Consider the following 24502-nt stretch of genomic DNA (forward strand, 5'->3'; position numbering starts at 1 on the left):
TTAAGCCCAAAACAAAGGCGGAGCGCCCGATGATAGGGGCTCCGCCTTTTTCATTTGTCCTCGCCCATGGCGTCGGGGACGCCGAGCGGCGTCTTTCGCTTCTCCTTGAGAAACACCCAAACCAAAAGCCCCAGCCCCACCGCGACCGACACGAGCGCCGTCCACTGTGCGGCATCCCAGCCGAAGACGCCGCGCGGAGAGTCCCCGCGCAACATCTCCAAAAAGAAGCGGCACGCATTGTACGCCACGAGATAGTAGGCAAACGGAAAGCCGAGGGGCCAGCCCTTTTTGCGCTGTAAGATCACGAACAACAGCGCGAACAGGGCGACGTCCACCATGCCCTCCCACGTCACTGCGGGCCACAGCGGCTGGTTTCCATAAGTCTCATACGCGAGCGTGCCCGGCGGATAGACCTCGCCAAATCCCTTGTGCGTGGGCGCGCCGAACGCGCTGCCGTTCATGAAGTCGGCATCCCGCCCGATGCTCTGCCCCAAGAGAATGCCCGGCGTGGCAATATCCGCAAAATGCAAGAAGCTCAGTCGGTGTCGGCGCAGATACCAAATGGCCGCCACCAGCGCGCCCGCGATTCCGCCCTGAATCGACAGGCCGCCGTTCCACACTTGGACAATCTGCCCGGGATGCGCCGAATAGTAGCCCCAGTCGAAAAAGAAAACCTGCCAAAAGCGGGCGCCTACGATGCCGCCCACGAGAAGCCAAGGCGCGAGCCCCCACCAGTGGTCCGCGTCTCCGGGATTGCCGCGGATTTTGGCGAGATACAGCGTTACGCCGAGACCGAGCAAAAACGCGAGCGCAAAGATCGTGCTATACGAGCGAACTGGGAAGGAGCCTATAAAGAACCAGTACGAGTGCACCGACGCTGCACATCCTTTGCCATGAACATCTGCCCAATGGGCTCTGTAGACAGCCTACCGGTTCACGGCCAGCGCGTCAACGAGGCGCCCTACGACCAGCCGGTGGTGTCCATCGCCCGGCCAATCACATGGAAGCGCCTGCGGTGCAAGCGAATGCGCGAACGTTCCGACCTCGGCCCTTCGCCCGATGCGGGCGGCAAGTGGCCTTGCGCCTCACAGTGTACGGGCATCTGCGCTTCGCCGGCAAGCTGGAGGCGCATGAGCGCGACGAGATGAAGGTCCAAAAGCTGGCTGAGTCGAATGACTTCGCTGTCCTGCAGGCTGCAAGCCTCGACGGCCTGATTCATCATTTTCTTGCGCAGATGTTCAATGAGGTCCGTGGTCTGTTCTTTTTCTGACATACGATCCCCCTACCCCAAACGACAGCCAAGCACCAACGCTCACCATTATACGACGTCCGTCGGACGCGATCGCCGAACAATGTAGACAAAATCGTGGCGATTTTGTCGATCTGCGCGAGAATGTGTCGAAACCGTCACACTTGAGGCTGGCGCTTGCGGACGCGGCCGCTCAGATCGTACGGCGTCACCTGATACACGCAGTAGTTCAGCCAGTTCGCGAACAACAGGTTGGCGTGCGCTCGCCAGCGGTTGAGCGGCGTTTGGGTGGGATCATCGCCTGGGAAATAGTTCTTCGGCAACTGGATTTCCATTCCGCGCGCGACGTCCCGCTCGTACTCCTCTGCGAGCGTCGTCGCGTCGTACTCGGGATGACCGGTCACAAAAATCTGGCTTGCGTCCGGCGTCGCCGCGAGATACAAGCCAGCCTCTGGCGACGTGGATAAAATTTGCAGTTCGGGCACGCGCGCGACGTCTTCAATGGCGACGTCCGTGTGGCGGGAGTGCGGCGCGAGGAAGCGATCGTCGAATCCTCGCGTCAGGTCGCAGCGCAGATCAACCGTGTGCTCGAACACCCCGAAACACTTCTCCGCAAGCGGCCGTTTCGGAATGCCATAGTGCCGATACAGGCCCGCTTGCGCCGCCCAACAGATGTGCAAGGTGGACGTCACGGCCGATCGCGTCCAATCCAGGATCTCGCACAATTCGTCCCAGTAGGTCACCTCTTCAAAGGGCAGGTGCTCAACGGGAGCTCCCGTGATGATCATGCCATCAAACGCCTGTTCGGAGACCTCATCAAACGTCTGATAAAACATCTCCAGATGCTCAGCTGATGTATTTTTCGACACGTGGGAACGCATGCGCAAAAGCGTAACCTCCACCTGCAGCGGCGAATTTCCGAGCAGGCGAAGGAGTTGCGTCTCGGTGACCTCTTTTTTCGGCATGAGGTTGAGGATCAAGATTTTGAGAGGACGGATGTCCTGTGTAAACGCCCGCTGGTAGCCCATGACAAAGATCTGCTCGGCCGCGAGAATTTCTTTTGCGGGCAGATCGTCCGGAACTTTGATGGGCATGTTGACCCCCACCTTTCCGCATCTTCGCGCTGTCTTTGGCCTGCGTGGCGACACGCACCCCTGAGCGCAACGCCATCAGTGTAGCACAGGCCTTGACGGCAGCAAAGCGAGGGTCTCAGGCACCATGCGCCATCATACCCTATTCATAAGCCAGGGGGGATGTCCGTGTTGTTTGCGGTGGTGCTGTTGGTCCTCTGGATGGAGGGCTTCGCTGTCTTCCAAAGCGCTCGGCGACTTGGGCGAGGCCCGCTCGCGGGATGGAGCTTCTCGCCCGCTCACCTCATGCGGCTGACCTTTGCCGTGCAGCTCGCCGTGGAACTCGCCTGCCGGAGCAAAGCGATGGGGGGAACTGCGGCTACCGCGGTGGGCTGCCTGGCGGGCCTCATCGCGCTTCGCCCGCGCTCATTTCTCGAAATGTCCGAGCTCATGATGGAGGTGTTTATGGGCATCTCCATGGGCATTTTTCTCATCGGCAACATGCCAGCTCACATCGCATGGCTTTTGCTCCTGCCCATCGCAGTGTCGAGCGCGCTAGCTTTTGTGGGCGGTTTACGCGCGACATCTGTTTCCTAGACGGTGTCGTGGCGATCCGCGGCTCGGCCCTTCCGAAGTGCCTCTGCCATCCAGGACGAAGTTCCCGCACGTGCCGCACAGCGCGCCGGCTGCGGCCGCATGCTCCAATACAGCCACGCGACGATCACGGATCCAGCCGACACGACGAGCGGGGCGTACGAGCCCATCACCACCGCCTCAATGACCAGATAGCTTGCGAGCATCGCGACGAGCGGTGAAACGAGCCACGTCTTGAGAATGGTCCGAACCACCTTCTGGCGCCACACATCGAATCCCATGTGGGATTGACCGACGCCGAAGATGGCGAGTGTCGTCGCCTGGACCTGCGGCACAGGGATGCCTCCGAGGGCGGCAGCCAGGACAAGGCTCGCACTGGTCATGGAGACCACGATGCCCTGCAGGACGGATAGGTCCGTGATCCGCTTGGCGTTGGTTTCAAGCACGCGCCCGCCGAGCGCAAACGCGCCCAGGGCGACAAACAGCGCCCCCCAGTACAGACCTGCGTGTACGCTCAGGACATGCGATGCGACGAGCGGGCCGACGGCGTTCGCGACGTTGTGCATGCCAGCGGAGAATGCCTCATAGCATCCTGAAGCGAGAAGAACCACCTGTAGAGCCACTGCCACCGCGCGCCCGCGCCTCGCGATCCACGGATCGAGCCTGCGCGCGATGAGACCGAGCAGATACGAAAGGACCATCGACAAAACGGGACCACGAGCCACATGGACACGATGAACGCGAGTCGACCCGCGTGCACGTGCCCGACCGCGAGTCCCGCCCCCACCACGGCTCCCACCGTCACCTCGCTCGTCGATAAAGGCACGCCGACGACGTTCGAGATAAACAGCGTGGTGCATGCGGCGGCCAGCACAATCAGCGTGATTTCGACCGTCACGAGCTGCGACGGAACAATCCCGTTCGAGATGGTGGAAACGACCCTGCCGCCTCCCAGGGTCGCGCCGAGGAACGCGAACACGGAGACGAGAAAGAGCGCCATCCACTTTCGTCGGATTGCCCCGGCGCCGTACGCGGCGCCCATGGAGGCCGCCGTACCGCTCGCCCCGATATTGGCTGCGAAAAACATGGCGACGAGCCACGCCGCTAAAACCATCCCGCATCCCTCTTTCTATACTCGCCACTCGCCGGCGCTCAAAACATAGTAATCACTATTCTTAAGTCGGAATTAGTGTATCAGAACGGTTTTTCTTATGCAATGGGCCGCAGACGATCTCGGCGGGTCATCCGCCGAGATGGTCTTGCCAGTCGCCCGCAGGCTCGACGGCCACGATGGAGGTGATGTGGTTGTCATCGTCCACCAGGACCACAGACGCTCTGAAGGTCTCCCACTCTGCGTCATCCACCCAGGCCAGCGACAGCACGATGACGCGATCCCCCGGCTGAAAGTGGCGCGCCGGCGGGCCGTTCAGGCAAACGACGCCGGATCCCTCGTCTCCGGGAAGGGCGTATGTCGACCACAGAACGCCGTTTTCCAGGTTGGTGATCTGCACCATCTCGTAGGGGCGGATGTGCGCCGCTCTCATGAGAACAGGGTCCAGCGTGATGCTGCCCACGTAGTTGAGATCCGCCTGCGTGACGCGAACGCGATGGAGCTTGCCTTTGCACATTTGCCGCAGCACGGGATACCCTCCTCGCATGTGGTCGATTCAGCATACGCGAGTAGGGCACATCCGCATGCCGGCCGACGCGCGCCGCTCCTCAGGCGACCGGCCGAAAAGCGCCTACCCCGCCGTGTTCCCCGCCGTGTTCCCCGTCGTGTTCCCCGGGCTGGGCGATCCCGTCGGCTGCCACGCGATGGGGCCCATGCCGAACGTGGACACGAGTTCGTCGAACAATAGTCGCCCCGCGAGCACGTGCCCGGCCTCATTGGGATGCCAGGCGTCCCCATAGTAGATTTTCCACGTCTGATCATGAGCCTCCATGTACAGCGTCATGTCGCGGTTCAAGTCCAGATAGTAGACATTCGGGTTGTCAAACGAGGCGACGACATCGCTCTCCACCTGCATGTACGCCTCGTCTTCGGCGTGATTGTAGGTCGCCGTCGCCTTCGTCACCGGCGACGTGACCACGAGTACTACCGCGTGCTGGGCAAGCGCTTCCTCAATTTCATCCGCGATGGCTTGACGAAACGATGTCAACGGCGTCTTGTCGTAGATATCGTTGAGAAGCCCCCACGAGAGAACGACCACCTGGGGTCGGTCTTCCTCGAGCCACGCCAGGTACTTGCCGTCCCGGTCAAGGGTCACCGGCGAGCCACCGACCACCGTTCGGTCGTCATATACGTACGTAGTGTCCGTCGAGGCCGACAGCGCGGCGAAGGCCCGGCGGAGGTAGCTATCGTCGTGAGGATCCTTCCACCCGTGCGCCATGGATCCGCCGACGACCATCACCTTCTCCGTCGTCAAGCGCGGAGACAGGGAGGCAGCGCTGTCGGCCGCGAGCACGCTTGTGTCCCGGCTCTGCAGCCAACCCACACACCACCCGCCCACGGCCAACAGCGCGCCCGAAGCGCCCCATCCGAGCCGTCGGCGCCACGCGTGAACGCGCCTCGTATCCAGCCGGATTGCCCGCCTTCGCCTCATGGTCGACCTCATCCTCTCTTTAGCACTTCCCTCGCTCTTCTCCGTGATACCACACGTTCGTTGAAATGCATTCGAAACTTCACATCACGGGGCCGTGATCGTCACAATGAGCCCGGCCGATGATCCGACAGATGTGATCCCGATCCACGATATCGTCGTCAAACGTCACAACGGCGGTCTGATCGGCCAGATCCACGTCGAAGTGGCGCACGCCCTCTACAGCGTGCAGCGCCACGGAGACCTTGTTGGCGCAAAGGGAACACATGGCGTCGCGAAGCGTCAGCGTGGACAACGTCATGTTTCTGCCTCCTTCCTGCTTTGCCCATAGCATGAAGCGGAAGGAGAAGCGTTATGCCTGCATGATAAGGATGAATATGGAAGAGAATAAGATCCCTGAATCCGTGACAGGGCCGATGGAAAGAGGCTGATGTGTGTTCTCGCAAGCCCCTTCACTGCGATTTCACGGATGTACATTCAATTTTCTTAGGGATTGTGAATATCGGTTGGAGCCAGTGCGGCGAAAAGGCAGATGTCCCCCCTGGACTCGTGAATGGTTGGGTTCGGTTTCCATGTCAGGTCATATGCAGTGTCTTTGCTCGACACAGTTCACGTTACGCAAAGGCCAAGTACAATCGCCGAAATGCCGGGAGCCATCGATTCCCGTACCCCAATTTCAGCTTGGTCTGTCTGGCGTGTCGCACCATCTTCGCAGCCAGTGTCATCAGGTTCTGAATCACAGTCCGGATCCGGCGACGTTCTGCCTTTTTTCGTAGCGGCGCATCATTTCGCTTCAGACTCTCCTGGCCGATCACTCGCAGCAGATTGTACGCCACGCATACAAAGTGCAATACCAAGTTGTTCGTGGCGAATTTACCCGAGGGCAGCCGCTCGGCGTCCAGATCCGTCTTGATTTCGCTGTGGAACTGTTCCATCACGGCGTGGTCGTGATACAGGCGAATGATCACAGCCGGGTCATCCGGCAGTGAGGTCCAGTAGGCGCTGACCTCAATGTCCGGTACCAATAAGATTTGGCCGTCGGCCGTCATGGTCCGTTCGATAACTTCGAACACCATGCGAACTGGTTCGGATACACCCTTGACGGGACACATCAGCGAACCATGATATACCTTCTTGCCGGGACGAGGTTCATGACATGTCCCGTGTCGCTGGGCAATCACAAGCCAGGCCTCGGGGCTCTCCTTTCGCAAGTTGCGCTTGATGATGAACTCGGCCCTGCTGTCCTGGGAGCGACACACGGCGATGTTTTCTGCACTGTCATTGCCGGCATCCAGACGAACCAGAAGCGGGAGGTCCGTCACCTGCCTTGCATACTGAATACTCTCCCGCAGGAAAGTCGACGTGCCCTTTTGTACGTGGGTACTGCCTTCACGCAACTGGACATTGACCACGTAGCCCTCTTGGCCAAGGTAAGCAAAGATGGGAGCATATCCGTCGTGCCCCTTGTATGTACGGGACACGCCTTCCTTCTTCGTGCCGGAATTATCAAAGGGACTGACGTCGATATCCAGCGGGATGTAAGTTCGACGCTCTGCAGGCACGCCCAGTTCAATCGGATGCAGAGTTACATCGAGGGCTCTCAGGAGCCTTGCGGACTCTTCCCGGAGAATGGACTCCCAGCCGGATTTTCCGGCAACCATGTCCAAACGCTGGCGCAGCGTCGGGCTCGAAGGCACGTTGTCTACTTGCAGTGCGATCATGAAAAACTCGTCATCTCGAAACGCTTCGATGTGGTCGAAGTCGGTCTTGCCTTGGCAAAGCAGCCCGATGTATGAGTATGCCACGTCCCGGTTTGAAATATCCGGTTTGCCCATACCAGGCAGGCGGGTCTGATTCAACCGCTCGCCGATTCTGGTTTTATCAAGCAACACGCCGACAAGGGTCATTCCCGAATGCGTGACGATGACTTCATCGGATTCTTCAATGATGAAACGCAAGTGGTTCACCCCGATGGTGAAGAGGGATTGAATACAGCCGATATCCGAACTATCTCAATTCTACAGGACCAACCACGAGCGCTTCAGCAATTTTCGCACCTACTCGTCACGGATTCAGGAGATCCAAAGCCAGGGGAGGGACGTCCATGCACTGGTTCAAGTCGTTTACCGAACGGTTCGGATTCACGAACCCGGTCCGCGGCCGGTATCGTCCGCGCATTCCGAGCCAGCGCGATATGCCGACGTACACTGGCAACCTGGATGAAGCACTGAAATACTTCCGAAGCACGGTGGGACAAAGCGACGACTTCGTTGTGCGGATCTTCGAAATTGGGAAGGTGTCGGGCGCGCTGCTCTTTTACACCAGCATCTGCGACAAGCGCGCAGTGGAGGACACCCTTCGCGCCATTCACCGCCATCGGTTCCCGCGCCGCGCACCGCGCCCACTGCCTCAGTACCTCGTGGAACGCGTGCTGACGGGATCGGAGACCATGTTCATGGCGAGCACCTTCGAGTTGAAGGAGGCCATTGCGGCTGGAAAGCTCGTCCTGCTCCTCGACGTCCACCCTCCCGCCATCGTCATCAGCGCGAAGGCGGTCGAGCACCGCGCGCCGGATCAGCCCATCCTGGAGACGTCGACCCGGGGATCGCAGGTGGCCTTCGTGGAAAACATCGACATCAACCTCGGCATGATCCGCCAGTACATGTCCACGGATACGTTGGTCATCAAGCGCTGGTCCATTGGCGTGCGATCGCATCGGGTCGTAGCCATGGTGTACGTGCGCGACATTGCCAATCCGATTCTGGTGGAGACCGTTTCCAGGCGGCTGGACGCCATCCACACCGACATCATCAACGGCTCCGCGGCGGTGGAACAGCGCATCGTGGATCACCCGTGGTCCTTATTTAGCCTCGTGCGCATGACCTCACGCGTGGATGGGACGTGCATGGAGTTGAACCAGGGCAAGGTCGCCATTGTCGTGGACGGCGATCCGACCGTGCTATTGGCGCCGGCGACGTTCCAGGACTTCTTCCAGACCGTCGAGGACTACATGCACACCTGGTGGGAAGCCACGTTCATGCGGGTTCTCCGCGTGATTGCGTTCGTCCTCGCGGTCTGGCTTCCGGCGCTGTATATCGCGTTCGTCGACTACAGCCCAGACCTTCTGCCGAAGACGATGGCCCTGCAAATCGCCCAGTCGCGGCAAGGCGTACCCTTCCCAGCCGTGATGGAAGTCATCATTATGCAACTCGTCGTCGAAATCCTGCGCGAGGCGACGCTGCGCATGCCCAGGCAAATGGGGCAGGCCATCAGCATCGTTGGCGGTCTGGTCGTGGGCGAAGCCACGGTCCAGGCGGGCATCGTCTCCAATGTGCTCCTCATCGTCGTGGCGTTGTCGGCCGTCTCCGTGTTCGTGACGCCGAGCTACGAGTTCACGGTGATGTCGCGCCTTGGGGGATGGGTGATGATCATCGCGGCGACGCTGCTCGGATTCTACGGCGTCGTGCTTGCCACCATTTGGACGTTGTTCGAGATCTGCAACCTTCATTCCTTTGGTATCCCGTACGTGGACCCGCTGGGGGGCGATCACGTCAAAGACACGTTCCTCGACGGCCTGGTGCGGCTGCCCATCACGGTGCTGGATAGGCGACCGGAACACCTGCATCCGGTCGACACCACCGGCGACACGGACCTGATGGTCCCCATGCCCAATCCGCAGCTGGAGAAGTGGGAACCTGGCGGCAAGCGGCCCCAACGAGACATGCGCCGCCAGAAGGCCAACTGGAGAAAAAGGAAGCGATTGGACCTATGACCCTCCGGCGCGCGCGCTGGCTGCTCCGCGCAGGCCGCGGCGCTCCTGCTTCTCACGAGCGGATGCGGCGATTACCAGAAGATCAACGACCGCTCGCAGATCATCGGCATCGGCGTAGATCCGGTGCCGGACAAGCCGGACATGCTGGCCTTCACGCTTCAGGTTCCCAATTTGGAGATTGCGACGCAACAAAGCCCAGGCCTCGGCACCGGCGGGCGCCAGGGTGGCGAGGCCGTGCCTTATAAGAACTTTTACGTCGAGGCGACCTCGGTGCAGTCCGCCATCTCGCGCGCCCAGACGATGTACGACAAGGCGTTTTTTCTTGGCAACCTGGAGACGGTTGTGTTCCAGACAGGCCTCAGCGAGCGAGACTTGACCCGCGTCACGGAACAACTGATGCGAGACGAGACCATCGACAAGCTCGCGTACGTGGTGGCGACCCGAGATTCCGCGCGATCCGTCTTGGAGGCGAGGACCAACGCGCCTCCGGCGACGACCATTGAAGCCATGTGGTACAACGACATGCCACAACGCGGATACACCGCGCCGGAGAAACTGTGGCAATTTTGGCGAGATGCCGAACTCATTGGCCGGGAGCCGCACGTTCCGCTCGTGGAAGCGACGGATGACAGCATCCGCATCGAAGGCACCGAGCTGTATTTCGGCTATCAACCGGTGGGATGGCTCACGCCAGACGATACGGTGTTTTACAACTTTCTCGCGGGACAGGTTCGCGCCATTTCCATCTCCATCCCCGACGGAAACCGCTCGTTTGACATCCGCATTGTCCGGTCGCGGGCCCATCTGCGCGAAGTCTCGACGCCGCACGGCATGGTCTTGTCCGATGACATCCACATTCGCGCCAATCTGAACTCCACGGAGACCATGGCGCAGCGCCCGCTTACGAATCGGGAGGTGGAACGATACGAAGACATCGTGGAACGGTATGTACAAGACAACTGCGTGCGGGTCCTTCGCGCTCTCCAATCCGTCCAGGCCGACACTCTCGGGTTTGGATACTGTTACCTGATCCATCATCCGGAGCGCATCTACGAGATTCGAGATCATTGGGGAGATGCCTTTGGCCGGGCGCGCATCCGCGTGACCGTCACATGCCGCATTTCGCGCGAGGGCAATCTTCTCTGATTCACGCAGGAGGCGAGCCAACGTGAACGCGCAGAACGAGCGCTTAAAAAACCTGTCTGCCTTTCAGGCCATCGCGCTCTTCTCGTCGAGCTTCCTGCCGGTGATGTTTTGGATTTATCCGACCGTCGCCGTGCACTACGCCCGACTGGACGCACAGTGGTCGCTTCTGGTCACGGTGCTCATCGGCGTCTTCATCAGCTGGGTGCACGGGCGACTTAACGACCGGTTCCCCAATATGACGGGGCCTGACTTCGCGTGCTTGGTCTGGGGAAAATGGATGGGCAAGGTCATCACGTCACTCTATGTACCCGTCTACCTACTGTTTCTCGGCATCAGCCTGTACTTCACGATTTCGCTCATGAAGTATTTCTTCCCGCTTAGCACGCGCATGTGGCTCGCCCTCGCCATGATCATCGTCGCGTGGCGGGGGGCCTGGTGCGGAGTCGAGGCCATGGGACGGGCGTCCGCCATCGTCCACCCGCTCACGTTCGCGGGCATCTTGGCTTCGTTCGGCGCCATCCTGGCGAACGCGGATCAGCCCCTCATTCCCATTTCGTTCACCAGCCTGTCGCAGACGGCTTCCGGGGTCTACCACCTGCTCCCCTTGTATCTCGGCATGGACCTCATCCTGATTGTGAATCCGTACTACCGCCACCGCCGCGGCAAGAACGAGTGGTATCCCGTCATCGCCACTGCGATTGGGGGAGTGGTGGTGATGCTTGTGTTTTTTTCCATCGTCGTCAATCTGGGGTTCACCCCGACGGAGCGCCTCGCCTATCCGGTCCAGGTGGTCATTCAGCTCATTCGCCTGCGCGGATTTCTCGTCGAACGCCTTGGCATCGTGATCATCATCCTGTCGGTCGCCTTCACGACGCTCTTTCTCGGCAACCACATCTGGGCGCTCTCCACCACCATCGCTCGGATTGTGGGCGTCTCCGACCACAAATTCCGGCCCTTCACCTTCTTCGTGGCGCCGAGCATCTACGCCATTAGCCAAATCATCGCGACGACGATGCAGGCCCGGGACATTGTCACGGTGATCCTCGCGCCCGCGAGCTGGGTGGTGGTGGTCATCATCCCCGTCTGCACCCATTTGCTCGCCGTTCTGCGTGGAATCCGCACCGACACGCGCGAAGAGATACAACCGGACGGGCGGCAGCGGCGAACCGGGCGCAGGCGCGTGCGCAATTCGCCATGAGGAGCCATTGTCATTTGCGCGCGCGTCTGTTGAAATAGACGCAAGAGCGAGATCCCGTTGGACGGGGGGCGACCACTTGATTCGTTTGCGCGGCCACCACTTGCTTTGTTTGCTGGGTTATCGAGGCATGGGCTACTCGCAGGCCTACGTTCGCAATATGACCGAAATCTATGAAGCGCTCCGCACGGATCCGCAGACGCGCGTGTGCATCGTGGCGGGCCCGGACGACCTCTGCGACCACTTCCCCGAAGACCAGCCTTATCATTGTCAAAGCGGCTCTGTCCATCGCCGAGACGCGAAGGTGCTCTCGCGCCTTGGGCTCCGCGCGGGACAATGCCTGCCGTGGCGCGAGATTGAGCGCCGCGTGCGCGATCGCGTCCGTCCGGAAGACATCCGGTCGCTGTGCCACACGTGCTCGTGGCGCTCGCTCGGCGTCTGCGAGGAAGGCGTGGATTTGGTGCGCAGGCGTCTTCCGCTTCCCCCCGCGCCTCCGCCGCCCTAACGTCTATGAGTCCTTGGTGGCGGGCAGAAGAACCGTCACCGTTGTCCCGCGGCCTACCTCGCTTTCAATCAAGAGATCGCCGCCGTGATCGGCCACCATGCGCTTGGAGACCATGACGCCAAGCCCGGTGCCTTGTTCCTTCGTCGTAAAAAACGGCTCGCCGATTCGCGCCAGCGCCTCTGGGGGCATGCCGGTGCCCTGATCCGAAATCTGGACGTGAGCCCAGCCGCCGTCTTCCCACAGCAGGACGCGCAGGAGGCCGCCTGGCTGCATGGCCTCAATCCCGTTTCGCATGAGATTGATGAACACCTGCTTGAGCTGATTCGGATCGCCCTCCACCATGACCGACGCCGCGCGAGGCTCGTATTGAATCTCCACGCCGTGCAAAAGCGCCTGGGCGCTCATGAAGGCCACGACTTCTTGCACAAGATCGACGAGATCGAGTTGCTGAAAATGAGGGCGATCCGGCCGAGCCAAGCGCAGCAGTTCCGACACGATGGCCTCCATCCTCGACACCTCGCCGCGCATGATCTCGAGGTATCGCCGATTGTTTGATCTCGCCCGCTGGTACATGAGATCGATGAAGCCGCGAAGCGCGGTGAGCGGGTTGCGGATTTCGTGCGCGATGCCGGCCGCGAGCTGCCCCACGGCCGCGAGCTTGTCGGACCGCGCCAAGAGTTCCCGCGAGGCCGCGAGCGCGAGCTCCGACTCCTTCTGGGCCGTCACATCCTGGACGGAGCCAAACAGGATGCCGCGCCCCCCGGCGTACTCGTGGTAGCGCCCGACGGATCGCACAAAGCGAATCTGCCCCCGCCCTGTTCGGATGCGGTACTCCAGCTCATACGTGTGCGTATGCATGGCGCGCGACACAGCCTGCTCCACGAGCGGCCGATCCTCCGGCACGACCGTCTCCAGAAACGCGTCGTAGGTGGCCGCAAAGTGCTCGGGATCCGTCTCCCAGATATCATATACCTCCTGCGACCAGGTGAGCCGCCGCGTCGCCACGTCCAACTCCCAATAGCCGGATCTCGCCAACCCGTACGCCAACTGCAGCCGCTGAATCGACGCTTCAAGCGCTGATTCGCGTTCGTGGCGATCCGTCACATCGCGATGCCAGACCATGACGCCGACCATCTCGCCACGCCATTCGTCCGGCAACAGCACACTTTCCACCCATCGCGCGGCACCGGCCCTGTCGTGCCTCCACACGAGTCTCGCAGCCGCTCGACCACCCAACACCTGAAGCCAGACGTTCGCCCACGCAGTCCGGTCCTTGTCGCGCATGGGCCAACTCGCGAACGAGCGCCCCACTAGATCTTCCTCACTCATCCACGGGCGAACGGATGGCGTCACGTACAGACATTCCGCGTTCAACGCGTGATACGAGACCCAATCAGGGCCTTCGCGAAAGGCGCCGCCAAGCGCTTCACCGACCGCCCGCACGCGCCCGCCTAAAGAAGCAAACCGGCTGTCTTCCATCGAATCCACCTTAGCTCCGCTGCCTGAGTGCGAAAAAAGCCGAACGGGCTTTACCCGTCGGCCACACCCATCCGCCGCTCAGCATGATCTTACCGACCGCGGCGGCGTCTTCCGCTATGTACGCTATCAGGTTGCCGAACACCGCGCCAATCGAGCCGCCCCACCTGGGCGCATCTATGCGTATCATAGCGAATTCCATCCCTCAATACAATCCTCAACAATTCCCAGTCCGTGTCAAGTTGTCGTAGGGGAGGACCTCACCGCTTAGGTTGAGTCAGGCAACCGTGGCTGAAACTCTGGCGAGCTCACGAAGCACGTACTTCACCCATGGTCGGTCCGCATGCGGACCGACCAATGCTGGCATGTGTTTTTCCAGCCAAGTCGCCGCTTCTTCGACCCGTCTCGCGATTTCCGCCTCGTTCACTGGCTTTGTCTTCACCGGCACTTCCGCCTGCATTTCCGAACGAGAAGGCGTGTTGGCCCGCAGAGGCTCGTGATTGGCGCGCGTTGCAATCAGCCGCACTAACGCATCCGCCCCTGGCTTGCTCCAACGTGCCCCATGGCGCTTCATCCGTCGCGCCACGTGGTGGAACACCTGGCCCTCAATTGCACCCAGACTCACCACATCATCATCGCCCACAATGCCTTGCCAATTCTTCTCCATGTATGATTTCAGCTTCGAGATACGCTGCTTCTTCGCCCCTTCGCTTTGCTTCTCCATCTTCGTCAGCACCTTTTCTACCCGCGACCACTCCTCGGTTCTCACCGCATCCCATACCTTCCGGTAGGCCTGCGTCTCCCGTCCCAAGGCCGCAACCATCGCCTGCCGCAGGTGAAAGGGATCCAATCGATATCGAGCCCCAGGGAGCATTCCGACGCCCTTCTTCGCCCATTCCGCCCCGTCCGCGCCGAGCCAACATCGTTTCACGCTGGCCCAATCCCACACGCGCCCAAAAGAGGACACCGCTTCCTCCCAGAAGCGTTCAGCTTCCTCAGTCCCCGCGACCACCTGTCGATTCATCAGGGCGCGCCGTTCCCGCCCTTGTTCCTGCTTGCCTTCATACGCCACGGCCACCTTCAATTCGAAGTGTGACTGGCCATCTTCCTCCCTGCGCCCTCGGACATACACGCCATCCGCTTCCACGAAGAGTGTCTCGGCTTTGCGTCTCCCTCCCGGAGCGTCTCCTTGTTCGAACACCTTCTCCCGCTCCAGCTCCGCTCGGACGCGCTTCTCCCCTCCGAGCCTTTGCACTTCTTGCCAAATCGCCATCGCGCTGATGTCCGGCACCCAAGTCTGTAGAATCTCTGCCGCGCGCCGGTACGACACATCTAAAGCCAACGCCACAGCTTGGTCTCTTAACTTCCCGCTCAATCGACGACGGGGTTCGAACCCTGCTACCTCATCCAACAGGAAGCGACGTTCGCCCGTCTTTCGATTGCGGTAGTAACGCCGACGATACGTGATCTCTCCCAGGGTGGACACGACCGTCCGTGGTTTACGCTGAATAAGTTCCCACTCATTTCGGTCACGCTCCGCCGCCAGCTTCTCGTCCCACGCTTCGAGCAAGCGCGGAACCATTTCCCTCATGAATTCGCCGAAGGACCTCATGAGCCTCTCTTCAAGAATCGCGAAGTCGCACGGATGCTCAGACAACCACAACAGATTCATCCACAGCGGCAGGAAACCCGCCGCGCCATCACGAATATCCAACATGAGAGACCTCACCTCTTCATCCGCGCTCCGAACGCGGGTTGTTTTTGTGCTCAGTGAGGTCTCTTCTCTTTGTCCCCGGAAAATCCTCCCGAGAACACCCCTACTCAAACTTTATACGCTCCAATTCCCACAAACGGCCAAATGAGCGCCGCCATCCCTATCCGGATCCCTCGGCTCAAGCGAAACAAGGGGCTGGCCCCTGTCCCCGTCGAAAAGACGAGTCCGGGGCCGCCCCTCCTGCGCGGCGCGTGTGACGGCTTTTTAGTTCAAAATGCGCGCTGATACTGAACCGGGACCTGCGGCTTCTCGCCGAGCGAAAGGGCCGCGTGAATGGGCCAGTACGGATCGCGCAACAGTCCGCGCGCAATGGCGACGAGATCCGCGTCTCCGTTGGCGACGATCGACTCGGCCAGCGCAGGGTGATCGAGCATCCCCACGGCGATGACGGGAACCTGAAGCGCGTCTTTGATGCGCCGCGCGTAAGGCACCTGGAAGCCCGGAAAGTTCCCGGGGCGGCGTGCGCCGGGAGGCCCTTCTCCGCCGCTGGACACGTGAATGACGTCGGCTCCCGCGTCTCGATATCGCCTGCAGATTTCGATGGCGTGATCGAGGTCGTAGCCCCCGTCCGCGTATTCGACGGCCGATACGCGCACGAAGAGCGGCATGCCCGAAGGCATCTCAGCCTTGACGGCCTGAATGACTTCGACGCCGAACCGCGCCAGATCCTCTCCATAAGCGTCCTTGCGGCGATTGGTGAGCGGCGAGTGGAACTGGTGGATGAGATATCCGTGCGCGCCGTGCAGTTCGATGACGTCGAATCCGGCCTTCACCGCCCTGCGCGCGGCCGCGGCGAACTTCTCCACCATCTGCTTGACTTCATCGGTCGAAAGTTCGCGCGGCGTCTTGTACTGCGGCCCGTCGAAGCGGATGGGAGACGGCGCCACCGGCACGGGCGCATCCTCCGCCTTCCGGCCGGCGTGTGCAATCTGGATGCCGATCTTCGCCCCGTGCGCGTGACACGCGTCGACGATGCGCTGAAAGGGCGGGATGTGAGCGTCCGACCACAGGCCGAGATCGTAATCGGTGATGCGTCCGTCCGGCTCCACGTCGGTCATCTCGACGATGATGAGTCCGACACCGCCTACCGCTCGGCTCGTGTAGTGCGTGAAATGCCAGTCGTTCGGCTTGCCATCCTTGGCCGTCACGGAGTACTGGCACATGGGCGCCATCACAATGCGGTTTTTCAACTCGAGGTTCCGAATGGCATACGGCGTGAATAGGTGAGCCATGTGGCCTGTGCTCCCTTCGGCAGCTTCGGAGGACCCGTTTGGGCCAACCGCTTTTTCTTGGTTAAGAACTATTCTTTTTATAGCACATGAAGAGCATCCGGGCAAAACGGCCCTTCCGGGGCTCTGCGGAAGGGCGCTGGGGCAGGCGCACTTCGACCTCCGTCCCTCTGCCGTGCGAGCCTGGGCTAAAAATGCGGATTTGCCCCCCGTGGGCCTCGGCAATCCACTTCGCAATGGACAAGCCGAGTCCCGCCCCGCGCGAGGCGCGGGACGGATCGGCCTGGTAAAAGCGGTCGAACACGCGGGGCAGATGTTCCGAAGGAATGCCTTGACCCGTGTCCCTGACGGCGAGCACCACGGCGTTTGCGGATGCGTAGCTGTCGATCTCCACCCAACCGCCGGAGGGCGTGAACGCGATGGCGTTGTCGATCAAGATGCTGAGGAGCTCCACGAGCCGATCCGGGTCTGCCACGGCCGGCGTGTCGCGCGCCACGACGCGCAATTCGACGCCCTTCTCCTCGGCAAGCGGCGCGAACCTGAGCGCGGCTTCCCGCGCGAGGGCAGCGAGATCGACCGGCCTAAAATGCAACACCGCCGCGCCTTCGTCGGCCTTGGCGAGCGCGAGCAGATGGTTGACCAGCCTCTGCAGACGGCTTGTCTCTCGATCTAGCGAGGCGACGACCTCGCTCATCTCCAAGATGGTCTCGCCCGGATGGCGAAACATGCGGTCGATCTGCAGCCGCATCACGGCCAGCGGCGTCCGAAGCTCATGGGACGCATTGGCGACGAACCGCCGCTGTTCTTCGAAGCTGCGGCGAATGGGGCGAAGTGCGCGAGAGGCAAGCATGAAGCCAGCGCCAGCCGACGCCACGGCGAACAAACCGCCCGAGACACTCAGGATGGTCAAGAGCTCGCGCAAGAAAGCGACATCCTGGGCCCGGTTGTAGAGGATGATGGCCGCATCCGCCGGCGCATCGCCGACTCGAACCGGCCGAGGCAGTTCCACTTTCATCCCCAGATACGGCACACCCGCCACACTCACCTCGCGCGGCCTGTCGCTGAGCCCATCCCTAGCCACCATGGCCGCTTCGGACGCCGTAAGGCTGCCGGCCGGCGTCTGGGACACGACCCGCGCCCCCGCGAGCAACACGTACACGAGGTGTTGTTCGCGGGTCTCGTCCACTTCCGCGAGCAATCGATCTCCGTCGGATCGCGGATCGGGCGCATGGCCTCGATGAAGCGGCGGAGCCTCGCCGTCGTCGTGATCGCCCGGCAGGATCTGTTCGTCTCGACACGCGCGCAGGTTGGCTGCGGCAGCGCTCATCGTGGCGAACTCGTCCGCGCGCACGCGGTGATCGGTGAACGCGTAGACGACGGCGCTGAACAAGAGGAGGATGCCTGCAAATACGAGGGTGTAAAGGAGCACGAGGCGCAGGGCAGTCTTGCGAAACACTCACGCGTCACTCCACATGTATCCGACGTTGCGCACCGTGCGAATCGCTGTATCGTAGCCGAACGGCTGAAGTTTCTTGCGCAGATAATGGACATACAGATCCACGGTCGTGTCCATCACGTCCGAATGGATGCCCCACACGCGGTTGAAGATCCGCTCGCGCGTGAGAATTTGTCCGCGATGGCTGAGCAGGTATTCGAGGAGATCGAACTCCTTGTCGCTGAGCTTGAGGGGCTCGTCCCCAAATGCCGCACGCCGGGCGAGGGGATCCAAAACCAGGGAACCTGACCGAAGCGTCAGGTCGGTCCCTAATTCCCGGTTGCGGCGCAACAAGGCGCGCAGCCGGGCAAGAAACTCCTCAGTGGCAAACGGCTTCGGCAGGTAGTCGTCCCCGCCGGCGTTCAGCCCTTGAACGCGGTGATCAACGTCGCCCAGGGCGGTGAGAAACAGAACAGGCACGTGCACGCGCTTGTCCCTCAAGGTGCGGACGAGATCGTAACCCGACAGGCCAGGCAGCATGACGTCGACAACGAGCGCGTCGTACACCGCCGTCTCGGCGAGGTAGAGGCCCTCCTCGCCGTCATACGCCACATCAACTTGAAACGACTCCTCTCGCAGGAGTTCTGCAAGGGCCTGACTTAGCCCCCTGTCGTCTTCGACGAGAAGAATACGCATAGCTCCCTCCAACAGACGCCGCTCGGTGAAACTCCCGCATCAGGATACGACGTGTAGCTTGAAATCTGCTTGGAAGCGCGCCGTTCCAATCCCTTTTTGAAGTCGGTTCGTCACGATGAAGACTTGGACGTGAAACGGAGGGGCATACGTTGTTGGGGCTCGAACATCTACTCCCAAGCACCATTCATCCCATGGTGGTGCATTTCACCATCGCTGTCGCATATCTCGCCGGGGCCGCCGGGCTCGCCGGCGCCGTCCGCCAGACGCCGTTTTGGTCCCGCGCCTTCCTGTATCTTCTTCTCCTCGGCATTCTGGCCACCGCTTCGGCGGCCGTCGCCGGCGTCGTGAGCGAGTCGTATCTCTCGAGGATTCCCGAACAGGTCGCTCCCATGCTGCATACGCACAAGGAGGACGGGTTGTGGACGGGCGTCTTCCAGGTGATGGCCGCGGCGCTTCAACTCGCACGAGGGACGAGGCGCGGCCGCGTGTCGTGGGCAGCGGCGGCCGCAGCCATTCTCGCGTGCGTCTTCGTCACGTTGGCAGGCCACCTCGGTGGCACGATGGTGTACCAATACGGGCTCGGAGTCAAGGCCTGAAGGCCTAGACCGGGCCCGTCTGGGTTTCAATCAGCCGGGGTGCGTCACGCCTCAAAGCCGCTCGCCGGATCGGCTTGGGCAGGGGCAGTTCGCTGAGCTGTGCGCCGCGCGTCCCAGGAACGGGTGGCCGCGGAGACCACGAGCGTCACGAGGAAGTTGGCGACGGGCGCGATGAACCCGCTGTTCAGTCCGGCGACGATGGCGTGATCCGTGAGCGCGAAATATGCCACCAGTGTCGGAATCGCGCGACAACGACGACTATGGAAAGATGGTATTCGGTACTTCGGCTTGAATTCCTCCAAAAGCGAAACGGCCCGCGCTCATCCGAACGCAGGCCGCATTAGGGCGTATAGATATTGTCGATGGCCGGGAAGCCTGGGCGCGCCGCGCAGCATGATGACCGAGGAAGACTGGTCCTCAAAACCGAGCTTGCGCAGCCGATGCAGGAAGGAAGCCCGTTCGGCCGGCACATCCATCACGACGGGCCCCTCCACGCCTTCCGCCAACAGGTGCATGAGGTTCAGCGCCATGATGTCGTTTTGCGCCAGGATGGGGCCCACCCTCATCCCGGTTTCCGACGGAAGCGCCACACCCATGCCCTGAGCTTTTCCAGCGTCGTCGCAAACCGCGATGACCTTGTCCGCCGCGCGCATCACGCGCTGGAGAAGTTCCGAGCGGTCGGCTCCGAAGGCGTGCTCATCTAGGCGGCGCACGTCCTCCAACCACGCGTCGCCCTGCCCTTCCACCCCGAGCGGCTCCTGGGGCAAGTGGTGGACGAGCACCCGGTTTGTCCCGAGCCGCACAACCTCTCCAACCGGGCGGAAACCGAACCGGGCGTATAGCGGCGCAAGTTCCTTTCGGGCCACCAGCCCAACCGGCACGGCTCCCGCGGCTCCCTCAAACTGGCGAAGGACGTGATCGATCAGTTTGCTGCCGATGCCTCTGCGCTGAACGTCCGGCAAAACTGCCACGTTCCCGAGCCACGCGAGGCGCTGTCCGTATCGATACACGCTCGCGACGCCTGCGAGGTGGCCGTCCACGTAGGCGCCCCACGCCCCGCCAGCGGCAAACAAGAGGTCGATCTCGGCGGGATCCAACCGCCAGCCTACCGATTCCACCACGCTCACCCATGCAGCGCGTTCCGCTTCGCCCAGGCGAGCAATCACCCATTCCGTTGCCATGCATGCCTCCTGTGCGCCTGTCGGGCGCCCTATGCGAGGGCCATACGAAAACATCACCCAACGTGGGTGATGTCCGCTCCGCGACGATATGTACGCGAAGAAGCAAGCCTGTAAGCCGAGTTCTGTCCTCCTGTGCTGCAAGCGGCGTAACGCCTCGCACGTGTGGAGTGGCAATCATCTATCTAGGCCGACTGTTGCCAGCCGGCTCCAGCGACCAACCCGGGCGCGCGGCGGGCCACCGCATGTGCGCCCCTACTTGGTCTTGCTCCGGGTGGGGTTTACCTAGCCAGCCCGTCTCCGGACTGCTGGTGCGCTCTTACCGCACCGTTGCACCCTTGCCTGTGCTCAAGCGAGCCATCGGCGGTCTGCATTTCTGTGGCACTTTCCCTGAGATCGCTCTCGCCGGACGTTATCCGGCACCCTGCCCTGTGGAGCTCGGACTTTCCTCCCGTGCAGCCTCGCGGCTCGCACCGGCGATTGCCCGGCTTACTTCTTCGCATCAGCATGGAGAGTATACTCGGATTTCGCCTGCCTTGCAATGGGGGATTCCACCGATCCCGCCCATCCCAGGCTGCATCGCTCCCGATTCTCTGCTATGGTAGAGAAGGAGCCAAACCCTGCGCTTCGGATGAGACACCATTTCAAGTCCCACGAGCTTGAAAGGAGTGGATCATCTTGTTGTCGCGAAACCCTGGCGTCACCGTCCTCCACCTGGACGAAAGCTTGTCCGTCCAGTCGCTCCCACTCCCGCCAGAGCACGAAATCGTGCATCTGGACGACATCCCTGGAACCCATGGCATGTGTGATCCGTTTGCGGCCCGCGCCATCGAGCGTCGCCTAGAACGGCGGACCTATCGCGGGGTGACGCTGATCGGCAGCGGCACCTACCACTATGTCACGTACTTCCTTCTCCGCGAATGCCAAGAGCCCTTCGCGCTCGTCTTGTTCGACCATCACACCGACTGCGCCGCCGAACCCCCACTTTTGTCCTGCGGAAACTGGGTCAGGCGCGCGCTCTTTCGAATACGAAAACTTCGCCGCGCGGTCATCGTGGGCGCCCGCGACGAAGGCCAGTTGCGCGATCTCGGCCGACGACATGGCGACGTCACCCTACTCGACGAAGATGCGCTGTCTCGGCTGTCCGCCCCGCGCAGGCTCTCGGAACGCATCCTGGAAGCCGTGGGCCCGTATCCGGTTTACATCAGCATCGACAAGGACGTCTTGAGCCCGGCTGACGCGGCGACCGACTGGGATGGCGGGAGCATGCGCCTCCCGACGCTTCTGTACGCACTCGTCTCCTTGCGACGCCATCGGCGCATCCTTGGCGTCGACCTGTGCGGAGAATGGCCCATCTCGCCCATCGGCGCCGTGAGCGCCCAATCCCTTCGGGAGATCCAGAAAAACGAGGCCGCCAACCGCGCCATTCTCCGCGCCTTGCGATCCGGCTGATGTCTCACACAAAGCGCCAAGGATCGACGCCTTCGACGTCGACGCGGATCTGCACCGCCGACCCCAGCGCATCGCGCAGCCTCCTGGCCACCACTTCGCATACCGGCGCCTCGAGCGCCGCGTGAGGCACGTCGACGATCGCAAGCCCGTCGTGCACGGCGTCCGCCGCCTGATGGTGCGACACGTCCGCCGTCACGAGGACATCAGCGCCACACGCCAGCGCATGCGGAATATACCCACTTCCAGCTCCTCCGAGCACGGCGACCTTTTGTACGCGCGCTCGCGGGTGACCCGCGTACCGAAGGTGAGGCAGATGAAAGGCGCGTCTCACCTGATCCACAAAGGACTCAAGCTCCATCGGTTCGGGCAGTGCCCCCACGCGCCCGATGCCGAACGGACGCCCCGGCACTGCCAGTGGGTAGACGTCGTACGCCACTTCCTCGTACGGATGCGCCTCCAGCATGCTCGCGACGATGCGGTCGAGATCGCGCTCGTAGGCAATGGTCTCCAGCCGCACCTCATCCACGAGCTCGAGCTTGCCCTCCTCGCCGATGTACGGGTGGGTGCCAGGTCCTGGCTTGAACGATCCCGTCCCCGGCGCTCCGAAGGTGCAGTGCGAATACGCGCCGATGTGGCCTGCACCGGCGTCTCCGAGCGCCTGGCGAACCGCGTCCACATGCGACACCGGCACGAATACCACCAGCTTCACCAGTTTGTCGCGCCCGGTGATGTCGAGCACTTCGGGATGGACGAGACCCAGCCTCTCCGCGATCACGTCGTTCACGCCGCCGGGGGCGCAGTCGAGGTTGGTGTGCGCCGCGAAGAAGGCGATTCGATGCGCGACGAGCTTCGCGACCATCGCCTGGCGCGGCTTGTCCCACCGAATTTCGGAGAGCGGCCGAAAGAGAAGCGCATGGTGCGCAACGATCATATCCGCTCCCCATACCACAACGCGATCCGCCACGGCCGGCGTCACTTCGAGCGTCACCACGAGTTTTTCGACGGGCCGGGCGGGATCGCCTATTTGAAGCCCGATGCGGTCTCCCTCCATCGCCATGTGCGGCGGCGCGATGGCATCCATCGCCCGCATCGCGTCGGCAACCGTCACGGTCATGCGCCATCCTCCTCCCACATCTCCATCAGTGCACGCCAGATCTTTTGCCGCCTGGCGAGCATCTCACGCTGAGCCGCATGCATGGTGGCGTTTGCGGCGCGCACGACGCGCGCCATCGCCCGCTCCGTCCGGCTGTTCTCACCTTCGATCCGGCGGCGCAGGCATGGATTATTCGTTTGACAGAGGTGCGGCCCGACCATCCAGAGCGCCTCCCAAGCTTCGTCCGGCCGGAGGCCGCGATCGCACAGCGCCGCAAGTGCAACTGCGTAGGCAGGATCCGGCCCGCCCCGATATTCCGCGGCCACAATCTCGTAAGGCTTGTCCGCTTCGCAGACCGCCACCTCCGCGGCGAGATGAAACCCAAGGCGATAGAGCGTCTGGCGCAGCACGTGGCCACCCCCCATCGGCTGGAATACCAGCCGGCGAGCCGAACGGGCGACATCTTCGCGCCGTTCGATCATGTCCGCCTGTGCACGCCCGCCGAGCCCCGCCGACACAATCACGTCGGCTTCCCCGACTTGAAGCGGCTCGAGGCCGTCCCCAAGGCGAAGGGATACGCGCGGGAGAAGCCCACGGGCAGCCAGGTGAGCCCGAGCGCGGGACAGCGGCCCTTCGCGCACGTCCGTCGCGATGGCGCGATGGACCATGCCGGCCTCCAGAGCAAACAGAGGCAGATAAGCGTGGTCGGTGCCGATGTCGGCAAGGGTTTCACAAGGGAGCGCCAGCTGCGCCACGGCCCTGAGGCGCGGGCCCAAATCCATGGCCATCGTCCCTCTCCATCATTGAAATTACGCTTTCAAATTACCTTTCCAAAACGGGGCCTGTCTTCCCCGCAACATATAATCGATGTGCGCAAACACCTCGCGAACGGCCGCACGAAACTCCCCCTTGGTGGATGCGGCGCCGCAGCCGGTCGCCTCCATCCCCATCATGCGGGCGACGGCGAGCGCCCTCGGGAGATGATAATCCGAAGTGATGATGACCGCCGTCCGATATCCCCGATGGCCCATGATGGCGCTGCTGTGATACAGGTTCTCCCACGTGTTGGTGGACATCTGCTCTTCGTGCACGACCTCGGGCGGGATGCCGTTCATGACAAGGAAGCGCTTCATGCTCCGCGCCTCAGAGACGGTCTCATTGTCTCCCTGGCCGCCGCTCACGATAATGGCGCGGATGTAGCCCTGGCGATAGAGCGCGATGGCCGTCCGAAGCCGGGCCGCGAGCGGGTGACTCGGTTCAAAGCCATTCGTGTATGCGCCGAGCACCACGCCTACATCACTTGGTACCGGCCGTTGAGATCGGCCCTCGTATTTCAACCGCTCGGCAAACCGAAAGAGAAACGCGAGCGAGCCCAGGACCGCCACTCCACACGCCAACAGGCACATCCAGAACCAGGTCAAGCTGTCCCCACCGCCTCATCG

The 24502-nt window shown here is 61.9% G+C and carries 26 protein-coding genes and 1 other RNA gene; 7 read left to right on the forward strand and 20 right to left on the reverse strand.

The features are described 5' to 3' along the window. Window positions 1-50: 50 nt before the first annotated feature. The 3 genes from lgt to metA form a co-directional block, all read right to left on the reverse strand. Complete coding sequence (gene lgt, locus TC41_RS09485; RefSeq protein WP_014464820.1) at window positions 51-872, reverse strand: prolipoprotein diacylglyceryl transferase; 822 nt, start codon at window positions 870-872, stop codon at window positions 51-53. Between the two features lie 89 nt (window positions 873-961). Next, window positions 962-1273 carry an aspartyl-phosphate phosphatase Spo0E family protein gene (locus TC41_RS09490; protein ID WP_041695287.1) on the reverse strand — a complete coding sequence of 104 codons (312 nt, stop codon included), beginning with the start codon at window positions 1271-1273 and terminating at the stop codon, window positions 962-964. Between the two features lie 134 nt (window positions 1274-1407). Then, window positions 1408-2343, reverse strand: a complete 936-nt coding sequence (metA, locus tag TC41_RS09495) for a homoserine O-acetyltransferase MetA (RefSeq protein WP_041695822.1) — start codon at window positions 2341-2343, stop codon at window positions 1408-1410. Between the two features lie 159 nt (window positions 2344-2502). On the opposite strand from metA, the gene TC41_RS09500 reads away from it, so the two are divergent. Further along, window positions 2503-2916, forward strand: a complete 414-nt coding sequence (locus TC41_RS09500) for a hypothetical protein (RefSeq protein ID WP_014464823.1) — start codon at window positions 2503-2505, stop codon at window positions 2914-2916. Here the strand turns inward: TC41_RS09500 and TC41_RS16870 are convergent. From TC41_RS16870 to TC41_RS09525, 6 genes are all read right to left on the reverse strand, one after another. Then, complete coding sequence (locus TC41_RS16870; protein ID WP_237699893.1) at window positions 2913-3542, reverse strand: inorganic phosphate transporter; 630 nt, start codon at window positions 3540-3542, stop codon at window positions 2913-2915. The two genes, TC41_RS09500 and TC41_RS16870, sit on opposite strands and share 4 nt — an antisense overlap. After that, entirely contained in the window at window positions 3428-4027 is a 600-nt protein-coding gene (locus TC41_RS16875; protein WP_237699894.1) for an inorganic phosphate transporter, read from the reverse strand. The genes TC41_RS16870 and TC41_RS16875 overlap by 115 nt, the downstream gene beginning before the upstream one ends. 127 nt (window positions 4028-4154) lie before the next feature. After that, window positions 4155-4553: an aspartate 1-decarboxylase gene (gene panD, locus TC41_RS09510; protein WP_041695289.1), complete on the reverse strand. Its 399-nt coding sequence runs from the start codon at window positions 4551-4553 to the stop codon at window positions 4155-4157. Between the two features lie 102 nt (window positions 4554-4655). Then, window positions 4656-5516: an SGNH/GDSL hydrolase family protein gene (locus tag TC41_RS09515; protein WP_014464826.1), complete on the reverse strand. Its 861-nt coding sequence runs from the start codon at window positions 5514-5516 to the stop codon at window positions 4656-4658. A gap of 79 nt (window positions 5517-5595) precedes the next feature. Beyond that, window positions 5596-5814, reverse strand: a complete 219-nt coding sequence (locus tag TC41_RS09520; RefSeq protein ID WP_014464827.1) for a heavy-metal-associated domain-containing protein — start codon at window positions 5812-5814, stop codon at window positions 5596-5598. Window positions 5815-6127: 313 nt separating this feature from the next. Next, a complete protein-coding gene (locus TC41_RS09525; RefSeq protein ID WP_014463112.1) occupies window positions 6128-7480 on the reverse strand; it encodes an IS1380 family transposase in 1353 nt (450 codons plus the stop codon). A 137-nt stretch (window positions 7481-7617) separates the two neighbouring features. On the opposite strand from TC41_RS09525, the gene TC41_RS09530 reads away from it, so the two are divergent. The 4 genes from TC41_RS09530 to TC41_RS09545 all read left to right on the forward strand — a co-directional run bounded on the left by TC41_RS09530 (window position 7618) and on the right by TC41_RS09545 (window position 12131). Further along, on the forward strand, window positions 7618-9285 hold the full coding sequence (locus TC41_RS09530; protein ID WP_014464828.1) for a spore germination protein: 1668 nt from the start codon (window positions 7618-7620) through the stop codon (window positions 9283-9285). Between the two features lie 45 nt (window positions 9286-9330). Further along, window positions 9331-10431, forward strand: coding sequence for a Ger(x)C family spore germination protein (locus TC41_RS09535; RefSeq protein WP_237700110.1), 1101 nt, complete (start codon window positions 9331-9333; stop codon window positions 10429-10431). Between the two features lie 22 nt (window positions 10432-10453). Beyond that, window positions 10454-11629 (forward strand): GerAB/ArcD/ProY family transporter, encoded by a 1176-nt coding sequence (locus TC41_RS09540; RefSeq protein WP_014464830.1) that lies wholly within the window; start codon window positions 10454-10456, stop codon window positions 11627-11629. A gap of 76 nt (window positions 11630-11705) precedes the next feature. Beyond that, on the forward strand, window positions 11706-12131 hold the full coding sequence (locus tag TC41_RS09545) for a DUF1284 domain-containing protein (protein ID WP_041695290.1): 426 nt from the start codon (window positions 11706-11708) through the stop codon (window positions 12129-12131). A 3-nt stretch (window positions 12132-12134) separates the two neighbouring features. Here the strand turns inward: TC41_RS09545 and TC41_RS09550 are convergent, their stop codons facing one another. The 5 genes from TC41_RS09550 to TC41_RS09575 form a co-directional block, all read right to left on the reverse strand. Beyond that, entirely contained in the window at window positions 12135-13610 is a 1476-nt protein-coding gene (locus TC41_RS09550) for a PAS domain-containing sensor histidine kinase (RefSeq protein ID WP_041695291.1), read from the reverse strand. A gap of 274 nt (window positions 13611-13884) precedes the next feature. Further along, on the reverse strand, window positions 13885-15324 hold the full coding sequence (locus TC41_RS09560; protein WP_014464833.1) for an ISLre2-like element ISAlac1 family transposase: 1440 nt from the start codon (window positions 15322-15324) through the stop codon (window positions 13885-13887). 266 nt (window positions 15325-15590) lie between these two features. After that, a complete protein-coding gene (locus TC41_RS09565; RefSeq protein WP_014464834.1) occupies window positions 15591-16613 on the reverse strand; it encodes an NADH:flavin oxidoreductase/NADH oxidase in 1023 nt (340 codons plus the stop codon). 61 nt (window positions 16614-16674) lie between these two features. Further along, window positions 16675-18066 carry a sensor histidine kinase gene (locus TC41_RS09570; protein ID WP_014464835.1) on the reverse strand — a complete coding sequence of 464 codons (1392 nt, stop codon included), beginning with the start codon at window positions 18064-18066 and terminating at the stop codon, window positions 16675-16677. Beyond that, window positions 18067-18741, reverse strand: coding sequence for a response regulator transcription factor (locus TC41_RS09575; RefSeq protein ID WP_014464836.1), 675 nt, complete (start codon window positions 18739-18741; stop codon window positions 18067-18069). 149 nt (window positions 18742-18890) lie between these two features. On the opposite strand from TC41_RS09575, the gene TC41_RS09580 reads away from it, so the two are divergent. After that, the gene (locus tag TC41_RS09580; protein WP_041695293.1) at window positions 18891-19337 is read left to right on the forward strand and encodes a DUF2231 domain-containing protein; all 447 of its coding nucleotides are present in this window, start codon (window positions 18891-18893) and stop codon (window positions 19335-19337) included. 44 nt (window positions 19338-19381) lie between these two features. Here the strand turns inward: TC41_RS09580 and TC41_RS09585 are convergent, their stop codons facing one another. The 3 genes from TC41_RS09585 to rnpB form a co-directional block, all read right to left on the reverse strand. After that, window positions 19382-19567: a hypothetical protein gene (locus TC41_RS09585; RefSeq protein WP_014464838.1), complete on the reverse strand. Its 186-nt coding sequence runs from the start codon at window positions 19565-19567 to the stop codon at window positions 19382-19384. Window positions 19568-19657: 90 nt separating this feature from the next. After that, window positions 19658-20518 (reverse strand): GNAT family N-acetyltransferase, encoded by an 861-nt coding sequence (locus tag TC41_RS09590; RefSeq protein ID WP_014464839.1) that lies wholly within the window; start codon window positions 20516-20518, stop codon window positions 19658-19660. A 95-nt stretch (window positions 20519-20613) separates the two neighbouring features. Next, window positions 20614-21011, reverse strand: an RNA gene (gene rnpB / locus TC41_RS15490) — RNase P RNA component class A. 182 nt (window positions 21012-21193) lie between these two features. On the opposite strand from rnpB, the gene TC41_RS09595 reads away from it, so the two are divergent. Beyond that, window positions 21194-21967, forward strand: coding sequence for an arginase family protein (locus TC41_RS09595; RefSeq protein WP_014464841.1), 774 nt, complete (start codon window positions 21194-21196; stop codon window positions 21965-21967). Window positions 21968-21971: 4 nt separating this feature from the next. Here the strand turns inward: TC41_RS09595 and TC41_RS09600 are convergent, their stop codons facing one another. From TC41_RS09600 to TC41_RS09610, 3 genes are read right to left on the reverse strand one after another with little or no spacing between them, the layout of a single operon-like run. Continuing rightward, complete coding sequence (locus TC41_RS09600; protein ID WP_014464842.1) at window positions 21972-23081, reverse strand: Nif3-like dinuclear metal center hexameric protein; 1110 nt, start codon at window positions 23079-23081, stop codon at window positions 21972-21974. Continuing rightward, complete coding sequence (locus tag TC41_RS09605) at window positions 23078-23848, reverse strand: tRNA (adenine(22)-N(1))-methyltransferase (RefSeq protein WP_014464843.1); 771 nt, start codon at window positions 23846-23848, stop codon at window positions 23078-23080. The genes TC41_RS09600 and TC41_RS09605 overlap by 4 nt, the downstream gene beginning before the upstream one ends. A 21-nt stretch (window positions 23849-23869) precedes the next feature. Then, window positions 23870-24481, reverse strand: a complete 612-nt coding sequence (locus tag TC41_RS09610) for a YdcF family protein (protein WP_014464844.1) — start codon at window positions 24479-24481, stop codon at window positions 23870-23872. Window positions 24482-24502: the final 21 nt, after the last annotated feature.

The organism is Alicyclobacillus acidocaldarius subsp. acidocaldarius Tc-4-1 (assembly GCF_000219875.1).
Taxonomy (GTDB): domain Bacteria; phylum Bacillota; class Bacilli; order Alicyclobacillales; family Alicyclobacillaceae; genus Alicyclobacillus; species Alicyclobacillus acidocaldarius_A.

What these genes read in the sequence shown, in the direction of transcription:
- metA (WP_041695822.1), bottom strand. Translation starts at nt 2,343, where the DNA reads ATGCCCATCAAAGTTCCGGACGATCTGCCCGCAAAAGAAATTCTCGCG.
- TC41_RS09605 (WP_014464843.1), bottom strand. Translation starts at nt 23,848, where the DNA reads ATGGCCATGGATTTGGGCCCGCGCCTCAGGGCCGTGGCGCAGCTGGCG.
- TC41_RS09500 (WP_014464823.1), top strand. Translation starts at nt 2,503, where the DNA reads ATGTCCGTGTTGTTTGCGGTGGTGCTGTTGGTCCTCTGGATGGAGGGC.
- TC41_RS09520 (WP_014464827.1), bottom strand. Translation starts at nt 5,814, where the DNA reads ATGACGTTGTCCACGCTGACGCTTCGCGACGCCATGTGTTCCCTTTGC.
- TC41_RS09530 (WP_014464828.1), top strand. Translation starts at nt 7,618, where the DNA reads ATGCACTGGTTCAAGTCGTTTACCGAACGGTTCGGATTCACGAACCCG.
- TC41_RS09550 (WP_041695291.1), bottom strand. Translation starts at nt 13,610, where the DNA reads ATGGAAGACAGCCGGTTTGCTTCTTTAGGCGGGCGCGTGCGGGCGGTC.
- TC41_RS09575 (WP_014464836.1), bottom strand. Translation starts at nt 18,741, where the DNA reads ATGCGTATTCTTCTCGTCGAAGACGACAGGGGGCTAAGTCAGGCCCTT.
- TC41_RS09560 (WP_014464833.1), bottom strand. Translation starts at nt 15,324, where the DNA reads ATGTTGGATATTCGTGATGGCGCGGCGGGTTTCCTGCCGCTGTGGATG.
- TC41_RS09590 (WP_014464839.1), bottom strand. Translation starts at nt 20,518, where the DNA reads ATGGCAACGGAATGGGTGATTGCTCGCCTGGGCGAAGCGGAACGCGCT.
- TC41_RS16875 (WP_237699894.1), bottom strand. Translation starts at nt 4,027, where the DNA reads ATGGTTTTAGCGGCGTGGCTCGTCGCCATGTTTTTCGCAGCCAATATC.
- TC41_RS09515 (WP_014464826.1), bottom strand. Translation starts at nt 5,516, where the DNA reads ATGAGGCGAAGGCGGGCAATCCGGCTGGATACGAGGCGCGTTCACGCG.
- TC41_RS09600 (WP_014464842.1), bottom strand. Translation starts at nt 23,081, where the DNA reads ATGACCGTGACGGTTGCCGACGCGATGCGGGCGATGGATGCCATCGCG.
- TC41_RS09565 (WP_014464834.1), bottom strand. Translation starts at nt 16,613, where the DNA reads ATGGCTCACCTATTCACGCCGTATGCCATTCGGAACCTCGAGTTGAAA.
- TC41_RS09490 (WP_041695287.1), bottom strand. Translation starts at nt 1,273, where the DNA reads ATGTCAGAAAAAGAACAGACCACGGACCTCATTGAACATCTGCGCAAG.